The 13,083-nt window shown below is 69.5% G+C and carries 15 protein-coding genes; 4 read left to right on the forward strand and 11 right to left on the reverse strand.

The genetic code is table 11. The features are described from left to right. The first annotated feature begins 55 nt into the window (after positions 1-55). The 4 genes from ACWGJB_RS36210 to ACWGJB_RS36225 all read left to right on the forward strand — a co-directional run bounded on the left by ACWGJB_RS36210 (position 56) and on the right by ACWGJB_RS36225 (position 1,964). On the forward strand, positions 56-376 hold the full coding sequence (locus ACWGJB_RS36210) for a trypco2 family protein (RefSeq protein ID WP_453384287.1): 321 nt from the start codon (positions 56-58) through the stop codon (positions 374-376). A 101-nt stretch (positions 377-477) separates the two neighbouring features. After that, on the forward strand, positions 478-720 hold the full coding sequence (locus tag ACWGJB_RS36215) for a hypothetical protein (protein ID WP_453384288.1): 243 nt from the start codon (positions 478-480) through the stop codon (positions 718-720). A gap of 538 nt (positions 721-1,258) precedes the next feature. Beyond that, positions 1,259-1,627, forward strand: coding sequence for a hypothetical protein (locus ACWGJB_RS36220; protein WP_453384289.1), 369 nt, complete (start codon positions 1,259-1,261; stop codon positions 1,625-1,627). 46 nt (positions 1,628-1,673) lie between these two features. Then, on the forward strand, positions 1,674-1,964 hold the full coding sequence (locus tag ACWGJB_RS36225) for a hypothetical protein (protein ID WP_453384290.1): 291 nt from the start codon (positions 1,674-1,676) through the stop codon (positions 1,962-1,964). On the opposite strand, the gene ACWGJB_RS36230 is transcribed toward ACWGJB_RS36225, so the two are convergent. The 11 genes from ACWGJB_RS36230 to ACWGJB_RS36280 are packed head-to-tail and all read right to left on the reverse strand — an operon-like array spanning position 1,921 to position 13,033. After that, complete coding sequence (locus ACWGJB_RS36230) at positions 1,921-2,718, reverse strand: hypothetical protein (protein WP_453384291.1); 798 nt, start codon at positions 2,716-2,718, stop codon at positions 1,921-1,923. The genes ACWGJB_RS36225 and ACWGJB_RS36230 overlap by 44 nt on opposite strands. A 48-nt stretch (positions 2,719-2,766) precedes the next feature. Continuing rightward, positions 2,767-3,288 (reverse strand): hypothetical protein, encoded by a 522-nt coding sequence (locus tag ACWGJB_RS36235; protein ID WP_453384292.1) that lies wholly within the window; start codon positions 3,286-3,288, stop codon positions 2,767-2,769. Between the two features lie 20 nt (positions 3,289-3,308). Next, positions 3,309-4,598: an MCE family protein gene (locus ACWGJB_RS36240; protein WP_453384293.1), complete on the reverse strand. Its 1,290-nt coding sequence runs from the start codon at positions 4,596-4,598 to the stop codon at positions 3,309-3,311. Continuing rightward, positions 4,595-5,902 (reverse strand): MCE family protein, encoded by a 1,308-nt coding sequence (locus ACWGJB_RS36245; RefSeq protein WP_453384294.1) that lies wholly within the window; start codon positions 5,900-5,902, stop codon positions 4,595-4,597. Before ACWGJB_RS36245 ends, ACWGJB_RS36240 begins: the two co-directional genes overlap by 4 nt. Continuing rightward, positions 5,899-7,023 (reverse strand): MCE family protein, encoded by a 1,125-nt coding sequence (locus ACWGJB_RS36250; RefSeq protein WP_453384295.1) that lies wholly within the window; start codon positions 7,021-7,023, stop codon positions 5,899-5,901. Before ACWGJB_RS36250 ends, ACWGJB_RS36245 begins: the two co-directional genes overlap by 4 nt. Beyond that, on the reverse strand, positions 7,020-8,198 hold the full coding sequence (locus ACWGJB_RS36255; RefSeq protein WP_453384296.1) for an MCE family protein: 1,179 nt from the start codon (positions 8,196-8,198) through the stop codon (positions 7,020-7,022). The genes ACWGJB_RS36250 and ACWGJB_RS36255 overlap by 4 nt, the downstream gene beginning before the upstream one ends. After that, the gene (locus ACWGJB_RS36260; RefSeq protein WP_453384297.1) at positions 8,195-9,259 is read right to left on the reverse strand and encodes an MCE family protein; all 1,065 of its coding nucleotides are present in this window, start codon (positions 9,257-9,259) and stop codon (positions 8,195-8,197) included. The genes ACWGJB_RS36255 and ACWGJB_RS36260 overlap by 4 nt, the downstream gene beginning before the upstream one ends. 14 nt (positions 9,260-9,273) lie before the next feature. Then, positions 9,274-10,509 (reverse strand): MCE family protein, encoded by a 1,236-nt coding sequence (locus ACWGJB_RS36265; RefSeq protein ID WP_453384298.1) that lies wholly within the window; start codon positions 10,507-10,509, stop codon positions 9,274-9,276. 5 nt (positions 10,510-10,514) lie between these two features. Beyond that, the gene (locus ACWGJB_RS36270) at positions 10,515-11,318 is read right to left on the reverse strand and encodes an MlaE family ABC transporter permease (protein WP_453384299.1); all 804 of its coding nucleotides are present in this window, start codon (positions 11,316-11,318) and stop codon (positions 10,515-10,517) included. A 3-nt stretch (positions 11,319-11,321) separates the two neighbouring features. Further along, a complete protein-coding gene (locus ACWGJB_RS36275; protein WP_099941049.1) occupies positions 11,322-12,092 on the reverse strand; it encodes an MlaE family ABC transporter permease in 771 nt (256 codons plus the stop codon). Beyond that, a complete protein-coding gene (locus tag ACWGJB_RS36280) occupies positions 12,089-13,033 on the reverse strand; it encodes an ABC transporter ATP-binding protein (RefSeq protein WP_453384419.1) in 945 nt (314 codons plus the stop codon). The genes ACWGJB_RS36275 and ACWGJB_RS36280 overlap by 4 nt, the downstream gene beginning before the upstream one ends. Positions 13,034-13,083: the final 50 nt, after the last annotated feature.

The raw sequence follows: 13,083 nt of genomic DNA on the forward strand, positions 1-13,083 counted from the left end.
TAGACTTGTGACCAGGTTGGATCGGTCAATCAACGGAAGGCGGCGGTGTGTTGCCATGGGGGATCCGGATCCGATCGGTCTCGCGGAGGCCATCGGCACGGTACGTGCGGAACTGGCCCGGGCCCAGGCCGAGGGCGCCGAGAGCGACTGGCGGTTCAGTGTGGAGCAGGTCAGCCTGGAGTTCTCGGTGCAGTTCCACCGGGCCGGCGAGGGCGGTGCGGGGCTGCGCCTGGGTGTGGTCGAGGCCCGGCTGGGCGGCTCGGTGAGCCATGACTCCACGCACCGCATCCAGGTCGACCTCAAGCCGCTGCCCCGCCCCGACGGCCGCCACCACGAGGTGAGCCGCGAGGAGGACGGCCCCCTCTCACGGGGGTGAGGGACGCCCGTTCGGGGACGTCGCTGACGGCCGGACGCCGTGCGCACAATGGCTCGCGTATGCGGGCACCGCACGAGTGAGACCACAAGATGACGTCGCAAGTGGCAGAGAGAAACGAAATTCCCTGCTCGTTCATCGAAGTCGACTCCCCCTCCTTCCGTTTCGACGACCACCGTTTGTGTCTGGCTCGCACCGAGGGCCGGCTCCTGGACAGCATGTACGGTCCCGTCGTCTGCGCTCACGCGACGGTCGGTCGGCTGTTGCGGCAGCCGACCCTGGTGCACGACCCCTGGCGGCAGCTTCGGCACTCCGGGGTGACGGACCACGCGATCGGGGCCTGGTGAGCCTCGCTGCTCATCTCCTCCCGGGCCGAGGACCACGACGCGCTGCGGCAGAGCATGCGTCCCCTCCTCCGCGGCCTGGTCTTCGACCCGTCCTTCGCCGCCGCGGAGGCACTCGCCGCCACCGCCGAACTCGACGGTGAGTGCGAGTTCGTGGCGGACGTCGCCGACTCGATCGCGCACGCCCAGGCGGCACGGCTGCTCGACATCGACAAGGGGACGTATCGCGAGATCGCACAGCCGGTGCGGGACCTGGCGCTCATCCACCGGCTGACGCCGGCGCAGACCCTCGCGCAGGCGAAGTCGGCGGTCGAGCAGGTGCAGGACTTCCTCGGCCGGCTGGCCCGCCGGGAGGGCGTCACGGCAGCCGGGCGCACGGACTGGACGCGCTCCAGGATGTCGCTCCTCATCGGGTTCGAGCCGTATCGCCTCGCGCTCGGCCAGCTGGTGGCCACACTCGCCGACCATCCGCGGACCTGGTCGGCGGCGGCCGACGACGAGACGATCGCCAGGGCGGCCGTACGGGGAGCTGCTGCGCGGGATGCCGACGGCGCCGATCCAGATCCGCTTCACCGAAGTGCCGTTGACGCTGGCCGACCGCACCCTGGAACCCGGCCGGCCGGTACTCCTGTGCGCGGTGCAGGCCAACCGCGACGCCGAACCCGACGGCGACTCCTACCACCCCCTGCGCGAACCGACCCGCCCGCACCTCAGCTTCGGCGCGGGTCTCCACTACTGCATGGGCGCCACGGCCTCCGAGCGCCAACTGACGGCCGTACTCAGGGCCCTGGCGGCGCGATTCCGTACCCCGGAGCCGACGGGCGCCGTGCGCTGGGGCCCGCCATCCGGAGTACAGGGACCGATCGAGGTCCCGGTCCGGCTGAACCGGCGTCCGCCGTCAGGCCGTTGAGCGGCGGACGCCATCGCTCGCGCACCACAACCGACAAGGCGCACCCATGGAGAGACAGGCCATGCCGATCGCGTTGGTGTCCCACTGCCTGCTGAACCAGAACGCGAAAGTCAGTGACGGGGCGATCCGGCACGCCGACATCCGGGCCGTCGCCGGCCTGCCGGAGACGTTCGTCAGCTCCAAGGGCCTCTTCCTCAACGACGTCAAGTGCCAGGCGCAGGCCGGGGACGAGCTCATCACCGACAGCTTCTTCCCCAAGGGCGGCGACCTTCAGCCCCCGGAAGAAGCAGATGTCAGAGCGCGTCGACCCCGCTCACCCTCCAGCCGTCGGACGTAAGGGCCACTGTCATCCGCACCCGGTTCAGGTCCACGCGGGAGCCCGAGACCTGGGTGCTCGTGGTCACCTGGTTGACGAAGAGGAGGACCACGGCCCGGTCGGCCGAGGCCGAGATCACGGAGGCCGCCGGGGAGCCGCCGGTGGGCTGCGCCACCGTGGCCTTCACCACCCCGTGGTACTTGCTGGCCGTCGGCCCGACCACCGTCGTGGTGGTCTTCCGGTACTCGTCGCGGAAGTGCCCGGTGAGCCGGGCGCGGGCCGCGGCGAAGTCGCGGTCCAGGTGCCTGTAGTCGTACGACAGCACGACCGGCGCCGCCTGGCGTGCGGCCGCGAGTGCCTGACCGCGTGCCTGTTCGGCCCGCACGCCCTCCCGGTAGCGCCACCCGAGAACGGTGGCCGCGACCAGGCCCGCCAGGAGCAGGACACACAGGGCGGCGGTGAGCAGCGGGCGCCGACCGTGCCGCGTAGCCGTACCGGGGCCGGGCTCGCCCTCCTCCTGCGGTGGGTCCTCCTCGAAGCACTCCGGCGAGGGCTCGGGCGGGTCGTCCCAGCCGTCCTCATCGGGGGCCTCGATGAGCACGGTGCGGCCGGCGGTCGGTGCCTCGTGCCGTCCCGGGGCCTCTTCGTCGGTGGACGCCGGGTCCGGTTCGAGGTGGCCGCGCTCCGCGCGCTTGGCCGCCGCGCGGGCGGCCGCGGTCATGGTGTGCCGGGTGCCGGATCCGGAGCCGCGGCTGCGGGTGGTCGTCTTCGCCACGGTCTTACTCCTCATGTCCTCATGGGTCGTATGGCGGGGAGGGCGCGGTCAGCCGACGAACTCGACGTCGGAGGTCAGCCAGCGGCCGTTTCGGTGCACCAGGTCGAGCTGTAGGCGGTAGGTGCGCGCCTCGCCCTTGGGGGCGGCGGTGTTGGTCACCTTGCTGTCGGCGACCACCAGGACGCGGGCCGAGTGCTCGTCGGATCGGACGATGCCCGCGTCGAGGACCTGGCCCTCGGACACGGACTCGTTCGCGGCGACGAGCTTGGTCAGCTGCTCGGTCTGCGCGGCGAACTGCTTCTTGAAGTCGCCGGTGGCGCCCCGGAGGACGTTCGCGCTGTCCCGGTCGTAGTGCCGGTAGTCGAGCGAGGTGAAGTTCAGCGCCGACTGGCGGGCCGCGACCAGGATGTCCTGGCGCCGTTGCGCCCTGTCGTGCTGGTCGTAGAGCCCAAGGATCAGCCAGATCGTCAGCGCCGTCGTGAGGACGGTCGCCACGGCGAGCGCCACCGACCACGCCCTGCCCGACCACGCTCTGCTCGACAGGGTCTTGCCCGACACGGTCACGCTCATGGTCCTGTTCATGGTCCCGCTCATGCCATCGGCCCTACTAGCAGCCATTGCCACGACTCCTTTCCGAACACCGCCTGTTGGCCACCCGTCGAGCCGATCTCGACCGGACTTCCGTCCGGGCCGGTCGTGGTGCCGGTCTCCGGGTCGTAAGGCGTGATGTACGGCGTCACGTACGCCGCCTGGTTCGCATCGCCGGAAGCGGCCGACGCGCCGGGGGCGTTCTGCGCGCCCCGTACCGACGTCTTGCTTCCGCGCGGGGCCGTGCAGCGCGCGTCGGTGTTCGCCTCGCGCGGGCTGGTGTCCGAGGGGTCGCGCCGTGCCGTGCCGTACCCCTGGGTGCACGGCGGCGGGTCGTCGGCGTTCACCACCAGGCCGAAGTGGGTGGTGCCGTCGCCCGGGACGACCGTGTAGCTGCCCGCGACCAGTGCCGGGAAGGTGACCAGGGACTGTTCCACGCCGGGCAGGTTGGCCAGCGTGACCTGGCCGCCGCTGATCAGATTGGCCAGCAGGACCGACAGTCGCGGTGAGATGTTCTTCAGCAGCGAGTTCACCTGCTGCGCGGCCGGTGTCGCGTTGCCGATCAGCTTGCGCAGGTCTCCGTCGCTCGACTTCAGCTGTGCCGTGAGAGCCGCCAGGTCGTGCGCGAACGACTTGATGGACGAGCCCTGGTCGGACTGCGTCTTGAGGACCTTTCGCGAGTCCTCGATCAGCGAGATCGTCTGGGGGAGTGACTCGGAGGCCGACTCCACGAGCGCGTTGCCCGAGTCCACCAGTCGGCTCAGATTCGGGCCGGTGCCCGAGAAGGCCTTGCCCAACTCGTCCACGGTGACTCGTAGATCGTCCTTGCCGACCGAGTTCACCAGCCGGTCCAGGCTCAGCACCAGGTCCGTCGTGGGCAGTGGCACGCGCGTGCTGCCGCGCGGGATGGCGCTGCCGTCGAGGAGGTATGGGCCATGCGAAGTACGTGGCTGTAGATCCACGTATTGCTCGCCCACCGCCGAACGGTTCGCCACCACGGCGAGGGTGTCCGCCGGGATGCGTGGCGTGCCGTCCCTGATGTCGAGAGCGACCGAGACGCCGTCGGAGCCGGTCAGCCGCAGCGCGCCGACGCGACCCACCGGCACCCCGCGGTAGGTGACCTCGGCGCCGGGGAAGATGCCCCCGGAGTCGGCGAAGTCCGCTTGCACGGTGTAGCCGCGGCCCAGGACGTCGTCCACCAGACCGGTGTACTCGGCGCCGACGTACGACACCCCGACGGCGGTGACGGTGGCGAAGGCCAGGAGCTGGGCCTTGACCGTACGGGTGATCACGGCTGAACCCCCTTCAGCATCAGCTCCGCGAGCGCGAGGTCCATCCCCTCGGGCAGCCCGCCTCGGGTGGTGTAGCTGCTGGTGCACACCGGCGGGCACAGCGGCCCGCCCCCGCCCGAGGGGGCCGACGGCACCGAGGGTGACGTCGGCAGGCTCGGTGTGCTCGGCAGCGCGGTGGGTGTCGGCACGCTCGGCAGATCGGGGAGATCGGGGAGATCGGGGAGATCGGGGAGATCGGGAAGATCCGGTACGTCGGGAGTGCCGGGCTTCTGGGAATCGCCCTTGCCCCGGCCGGAGTTGCCGTCCGTCAGGTTTCCGTAGAGGTCGGACAGATCGAGGTCGGCCGTGATGTCGAGGTTGACGTAGTCGCCCTTGACGGCGTCCACCGCATTGCGCGGGAACGGGTAAGTGGTCAGCAGCTCAAGGGAGTTGGGCAGATCGTTGCCCGCCTTGTTCAGCTGTTGCAGGATGGGCCGCAGCTGTTTGAGGTTCGCGACCGTGTCGTCGTGCGAGGCGTTGACCACCTTGGTACCCGTCTTGCCCAGCTTCGACAGGGCGGTGAGCATCCTCGTCAGATCACGGCGCTGGTCGGCCAGGACCTTCAGGGCAGGTGGCATCGTGTCGACGGCCTGGGCGATCGTCTTCTTCTCCTTGCCGAGCCGCCCCGCGAGCCGGTCGACGGCCTCAAGGGCGTGGACGATGTCCTTCCGTTGGTCGTCCAGGCCGCCGATGAAGGTGTTCAGCTCCTTGAGCAGCGATCTGACCCGGCTCTCCCGGCCGTCGAGGGCTTTGTTCAGCTCCACGGTGATCGTCTTGAGCTGGGCCACCCCGCCGCCGTTGAGCAGCGCGGAGAGCGCGGACAGCACCTCCTCGATCTCCGGGTTGCGGCCGCTGCGGGACAGCGGGATGCGGTCGCCGTCGCCGAGCCGGCCGATGGGGGCCGTGCCGGTCGGGGCGGAGAGCGCGACGTACTTCTCGCCGAGCATGCTGGTCTGCCGCAGCTCGGCGACCGCGTTGGCGGGCAGCTTCACCGAGTCGGCGACCCGCAGCCGTACGCGCGCGTGCCAGCCGTCCAGTTCGACCTTCTCGACCGCGCCCACGGTGACGTTGTTGACCTTCACCGCCGACTGCGGCACCAGGTCGAGGACGTCGCGGAACTCGACGGTGACGTGGTACGCGTGGCCGTCGGCGGCGGCTCCGCCGGGCAGCTGGACGTCGTACCAGCCGTTGAACTCGCAGCCGGACAGCAGCAGCGAGCCGACCGCGGCCCACGCGACCACCCCGACCTTGCGCAGTGCGCTCATGCGCTCGCCCCCAGAATTCCGCCGAGCGTCCGGTCGACCGTGCCCGTCACCGCGGAGCCCCGAGGCACCTTCGGCAGGGAGTCGAAGAGGTCTTTTAGCTCCTTGCAGTCGGGGCTCTTGCCGCCTTCGTCGCCGGTCGTCTTCAGTACGGAGCACAGCAGTGAGGCCGGATCCTGTGCCTGCTGCGCGTTGTTGCGGGTGTCGAGGGTGCCCGAGGACGGGTTGTAGGCGTTGTTCAGGTTCGACAGACCCGTGGGAGCGACCTCCAACAGCTCGGCCAGTGCGGCCCGTTGGGTGACGAGCACCTTGGTCACCTTGCTGAGGCCCTGCACGTTCGAGGTCAGCGACTTCTTGTTGTTCTTCACGAAGGCGGACACGTCGCCGAGCGCCGTCCCCAGGTTCTTGAGTGCGTCCGCGAGGTCCTTGCGCTCGCCCGCGAGCTGTCCGGCGACCTCGGCGAGGCTGGTGTTGAAGGACCGCACGCTCTTGTCGTCGGCGGCCAGCGCGGCCGTGAACACCTGCAGGTTCCGCACCGTGCCGAACAGGTCCGTGCGGCCGTCGGACAGCGTGGTGACGGCCTGCGAGAGGTCCTCGACCGTCTGGTTGAGGTTCTCGCCCTGGCCGGCGAGGTTGTCCGCGCTCACCCCGAGCAGCCGCGACAGCGAGCCGTCCTTGTTGGCGCCCTGGGGGCCGAGCGCGTCGGCCGTCGTGTGCAGGCTGTCGAAGACGCGGTCCAGTTCGACCGGTACGGCCGTCCGTGTCTCGGGGATGACGGCGCCGTTCCGCAGAACCGGGCCCTTTCGGTACACCGGCAGCAGTTGTACGTAACGGTCGCTGACCACCGAGGAGTTGATGATGGCGGCCTTGGCGTCCGCCGGCACCTTGCGGCCTTCGTCGTACTTCAGCTCCACCCGCACCCGGTCGCCCTCCGGCGTGATCTTCTCGACCTCGCCGATCCGGACGCCGAGGACGCGGACGTCCGAGCCGGGGTAGATGCCGACGGTGCGCGGGAAGTACGCGGTGACGTGCACGGACTCGGAGCGCGGCCACAGCACGTAGGTGAGCGCGGCGACGAGGGCGAGTGCGGTGACCACGGCCACGCGCCTCTTCAGGTTCTTCACCGGGTGCCTCCCGTGCGCGGCACCACTGGAGCGGCGACCAGGTTCTGGACGTAGCTGTCGAACCAGCGGCCGTTGCCGAGGGCGTTGCTGAAGACCCGGACGTAGGGCGCGAGCAGCTTGACGCTCCGGTCGAGGCTGGATTGGTTCCGTTCGAGCATCCGCACCACGGTGTTCAGGCCCTTGAGCGCGGGCCCGATCTCCTTGTCGTTGTCCTCGACCAGGCCGGAGAGCTCGATGCCGAGCGCGGCGGAGGTCTTCAGCAGCTTGTGGATCGCGTTGCGCCGCTTGCTGATCTCCTTGAACAGCTGGTCGCCGTCCTTGACCAGCGCGGTGAAGTCCTCGGAGTGCTCGGCCAGTACGCCCGTGACACCGTTGGCGTGGTCGAGGAGTTCGCCCAGCGCCTTGTCGCGCGAGGCGACCGTCCGGGAGATCTTCGACAGGCCCTTGATGGATGCCCGCACCTCGGTGGGCGAGTCCTGGAACGTGGTGGAGATGGTGTCCAGGGCCTTCGCCAACTGGTCGGTGTCGACCTTCTCCGTCGTCGTGGTGAGATCGCTGAACGCCTGCACGACGTCGTACGCCGGAACCGTCCTCTTCAGCGGTATCTCGCTGCCGGGCTTCAGCTGTCCCGGTCCCTTGGGATGCAGCGCGAGGTACTTCGCGCCGAGGATCGTCTTGACCCGGATCGAGGCGCCGGTCTCGGTGCCGAACCCCGGACCGCCCTTGATCTTGAAGGTGACCTTGACGTGGTCACCGTCCAGATCGACGTCCTTGACCTTGCCGACCTTGACGCCGGCGATCCGCACCTCGTCGCCGGGCTTGAGGCCGCCCGCCTCCGAGAAGGCCGCGCTGTACGTCTCGCCGCCGCCGATCAGCGGCAGGCTGTCGGCGTTGAACGCGGCCACGGTCAGCAGCGCGAGGAAGGTGAGACCGACGGCTCCGATCACCACGGGGTTTCGCTCACGGAACGGGGTGAGGCGCGGACGGCGGATCCGTGGAAGCCGTATCCGAGGCGGGTCGATGCGGACTTTCACCAGGGGTTCGGGGCGGCGGGGGCGGGGTGCCCGGCGCGGAAGCAGCCGTATTTTCGGCAGCTTCGGCGGGTCGATGCGGACCTTGACCAGCGGCTCCGGGCGGCGCTTACGGGTCCTGCGCGGAAGGAAGTGCTTTGTCATGCGCCGCACCTCGCCCTCGCCACATGCAGCTCGGGAGTGAGCACCTGCTTCGTCTTCGGCAGCACGATCCGGCCGTCGAAGTCGCAGAGGTAGAAGTTGAACCACGAGCCGTAGGACGCCGTCCCCGTCAGCTCGCCCAGCTTGTTCGGCAGCCGCTTCAGCACGCCCTCCACGGTGTTCTCGTTCTTGTTCAGCGTTCCGGTGAGATCGGTCAGCTCGGCGATGTCGTCCTTCAGGGGCGGACGCGCGTCCTTGAGCAGCCCCGAGGTGGCGTGCGTCAGATCGCCGATGCCCACCAGGGACTGCCCGATGGGCTTGCGGTCGGCGGACAGCCCCGAGATCACCCGACGCAGCTGCTTGAGCAGCCCGGAGAAACGGGTGCCGCGCTTGTCCAGCGTCTCCAGCACGGTGTTCAGGTTGTCGATCACCGAGCCGATCAGCTTGTCGCGGCCGGCCAGCGTCGTGGTGAGCGAAGCCGTGTGCGCGAGCAGGCTGTTGACGGTGCCGCCCTCGCCCTGGAGGGTCCGGATGATCTCGGTGGCCAGCTGGTTGACGTCCTGCGGGCTGAGCGCCGCGAACAGTGGCTTGAAGCCGTTCAGCAGCGCGTTGAGGTCCAGCGCGGGCTGGGTGCGCGACAGCGGGATCGTGGCGCCGGGCTTCAGCCGGGTGCCGTCTCCCGCGCCCTCGGTCAGGGCGACGTAACGCTGTCCGACCAGGTTCCGGTAGCGGATGACCGCGCCGGTGCTGTTCAGCAGCGGCCGGTCCTCACCGACAGTGAAGGTGACCTCCGCCAGCGTCCGGTCCTTGATCCGGATGCCCTCGACCTCGCCGACCCGCACCCCGGCCACCCGGATGTCGTCGCCCTTCTCCAGGCCCGTCACGTCGCTGAACACCGCGCGGTACGTGTGCTCGGGGGTGAAGGAGATGTTGACGATGGTGGCGGCGAGCAGGGCCGTCGCCACCATCGTCACCAGGGCGAAGAGGCTGAACTTGATCAGCGGGGCGGCGGCCTGCCGGGCTCCTGACGTCCTCGTGGACCTCGTAGTCCTCGCGGTCTTCATGATCCTCGTGATCCTCATGCGACGCTCACCGCCGTCCCGCGCGCCATCGGTCCGAACAGCAGCGTCGCGACCGGCGGTACCTCGTCGGCGGGCACGCCCATGACGGGCGCGACGAGCGAGCCGACGGCGCGCTGCTCGGTCCAGGTGGCGGAGACGCCGCCCGGACCGGACGAACTGCCCTTCGCCGAACCGTCGTTGAGGTGGACCCCGGGCGCGGGCACCGGCGGATGGGGCAGGTCGCGGCAGTTGGGCCCCGACCGATCGTCGTAGCGCGGATACTCGCCGGGTTCGTACGCCCCCTGCTGGCGGACGACTTCGAGCGTGATGTGCATCCTGCCGCCCCGGAAAGCCTGCTCGGATGCCTGCTCCTCGCGCACCAGGCCGGCAAAGAGGCACGGGTACTCGGGCGAGTAGCGGGCGAAGAGATCGAGCGTGGGGCGGGAGACCCGGCCCAGGGTGATCAGCCGGTCGCCGTTCGCGTCGAGGAAGTCGTCCGCGGTGCCCGCGGCAGTGGCCGTCGTGGTGAGCGCGGACGCGAGCCGGTCCCGCTGCTCGACCAGGGTGCGGCTGGTGGTGACGGTGTTGCGCAGGATCTCCATCAGGTCGGGGGCCGCGTCGCCGTACACCTCGGCGACGTCGGCCAAGCGGGCGAAGTCCTCGGTGAGGGACGGCAGGTGCGGATTGAGCCGGTGCAGATAGTCCTCCACACGCGTGAGGTTGTCGCCGATCCGGTCGCCGCGCCCCTCGAGGGCGGTGGCGAACGCGGAGAGCGTGGCGTTGAGCTTGCCGGGCTGCACGGTCCGCAGCAGCGGCAGCAGGTCGTTCATCAGCTGCTGGAGCTCGATGCCGACGCGGGTGCGGTCCTGGGTGATGACGTCCCCCGCGCGGATGGGCCTGGCCGAGGAGCGCGCGGGCGCGACCAGGTCGACGTACTTCTCGCCGAACAGGGTCTTGGGCAGCAGGCGTGCGTGCACGTCGGACGGGATGGACGCGACGTACTCCGGCTTGAGCGCGATGCCGAGCGTCGCCTTCGTCCCGTCGGCGTGGACCGCGCGCACCTCGCCGACCAGCAGCCCGCGCAGCTTGACGTCGGCGCGGGGATCGAGTTGGTTGCCGATGCTGTCGGCCTCCAGCTCGATCCGTACGGCCGGGGTGAACACCTGTTGGTACACGGCGACGGACAGGGACAGCAGCAGCGCGAGCACGGCGAGGAACACGACGCCGTACAACCGCAGTCTCAGCACTCTCATACGGCTCACCCCGCAATCCGTACGGTCGTGTTGGCGCCCCAGATCGCGAGCGACAGGAAGAAGTCCAGGACGTTGATCGCCACGATCGAGGTGCGCACGGCGCGGCCCACGGCGACGCCGACGCCCGCGGGGCCGCCGCTCGCGTAGTAGCCGTAGTAGCAATGCACCAGGATGATCAGGACGGCGAAGACGAGCACCTTCCCGAAGGACCACAGCACGTCGACCGGCGGCAGGTACTGCTGGAAGTAGTGGTCGTAGGTGCCCGCCGACTGCCCGTAGTAGCCGGTGGTGATGGTGAGGGCGGCAAAGTAAGAGGACAGCAGCCCGACCACGTACAGCGGGATCACCGCGACGAAACCGGCGATCATCCGGGTGGTCACCAGGAACGGCAGCGAGGGCACGCCCATGACTTCGAGGGCGTCCGTCTCCTCGCTGATCCGCATCGCGCCCAGCTGCGCCGTGAACCCGGCGCCCACCGTCGCGGACAGCGCGAGCCCCGCCACCAGCGGCGCGATCTCCCGGGTGTTGAAGTACGCCGAGAGGAACGCCACGAAGTTCGAGGTGCCGAGCTGGTTGAGCGCGGCGTAGCCCTGGAGGCCCACCTCCGTGCCGGTGAAGAACGACAGGAAGGCGATGACGCCGACCGTGCCGCCCACGACGGCGAGGGCGCCGCGTCCGAAGCTCACCTCGGCGAGCAGCCGCAGGATCTCCTTCTTGTACCGGCGTACGGTGCGGCCCGTCCACGCCAACGAGCGGCCGTAGAAGGACAGCTGGCTGCCCAGTTCCTCCAGACGATTCAGCAGCGCCATGACTCAGCCCCTCTGCGGAACGACTTGGAAGTACACGGCGGTCATCACGAAGTTCGTCACGAACAGCAACATGAAGGTGATCACCACCGACTGGTTCACCGCGTCGCCCACACCCTTCGGGCCGCCCTTCGCGGTGAGTCCCTTGTACGAGGCGACGATCGCGGCGATCGCGCCGAACACCAGCGCCTTGATCTCCGCCGCCCACAGGTCGGAGAGCTGGGCGAGCGTCGTGAAGGAAGCGAGATACGCGCCCGGCGTGCCGTTCTGCAGGACGACGTTGAAGAAGTAGCCGCCCGCGACGCCCACCACCGACACCAGGCCGTTGAGCAGCACTGCCACCACCATCGACGCCAGGACCCGCGGGACGACCAGCCGGTGGATGGGGTCGATGCCCAGCACCTGCATCGCGTCGATCTCCTCGCGGATCTTCCGCGCCCCGAGATCCGCGCAGATCGCCGTGCCGCCGGCGCCCGCGATCAGCAGCGCGGTGACGATCGGCGAGGCCTCCCGCAGCACCGCGAGGACCGAGGCGGCCCCGGAGAAGGACTGGGCGCCGAGCTGCCGGGTCAGGCTGCCGATCTGCAGGGCGATGACCGCGCCGAAGGGGATGGACACCAGGGCCGTCGGCAGGATGGTGACGCTCGCGACGAACCAGGCCTGCTGGATGAACTCCCGTGCCTGGAACGGCCGTCGGGGGATGGTCCGGACGACGTCCAGCGCCATCGCGAAGAGGTTCCCCGAGTGCCTCAGCGCCCCGGTGGGTGACAGCCTCATGCGCCGGTCACCGCCTTCCGGTGCAGCTCGGCCTCGCGTCTCGCGATCGCCTCCCAGCGGGACGGACGGGCGATGCCGGGGCCCGGCATCAGGCGCGGCGTCATGTCGTTGCCGACGTGGCGGGGTTTGCGGTCCGCGTCGCCGAGCCGCGCCAGCTCCTGCTCGACCTGCGCGGCGTCCTTCTCCTCCGCCATCCCGATCGGCCCCTGCATCCGGCCGTTCAGAAACTGCCGTACGACGGGCTCGTCGCTGGTCAGCAGCTCCTCACGGGGCCCGAACATGACCAGCTCACGGCGGAACAACAGCCCGATGTTGTCCGGCACCTGGCGGGCCGAGGCGATGTCGTGCGTGACGATCAGGAACGTCGCGTTGATCTGCGCGTTGAGGTCGACGATCAGCTGGTTGAGATAGGCGACGCGTACGGGGTCGAGGCCGGAGTCGGGTTCGTCGAAGAGGATGACCTCGGGGTCGAGGACCAGGGCTCGGGCGAGACCGGCTCGCTTGCGCATGCCGCCGGAGATCTCGCCGGGCAGCTTCCCCTCGGAACCGATCAGCCCGACCATGTCCATCTTCTCCAGCACGATGCGCCGGATCTGGCTCTCGGACTTACGGGTGTGCTCGCGCAGCGGGAAAGCGATGTTGTCGTACAGGCTCATCGAGCCGAACAGCGCGCCGTCCTGGAACAACACCCCGAACAGCTTCCGCACCTCGTACAGCTCGTGCTCGCGCAGCTTGGTGACGTCCCGGCCCGCGACCTTCACGGAACCCCGGTCCGGCTTCAGCAGTCCGACGAGCGTCTTGAGGAACACCGACTTGCCCGTGCCCGAGGGGCCGAGCATGACCGAGACCTCCCCGGCGGGCAGCGTCAGCGAGACGTCCTGCCAGATGACCTGGTGACCGAAGGACTTGGTCAGCCCTTCCACACAGATCTCGACACCCATCCGGTCCACCCTTCGGCCGTGGAGCAGCTCCGACATCTGCTCTACGGGGA

The sequence above is a fragment of the Streptomyces sp. NPDC054813 genome (assembly GCF_053611365.1).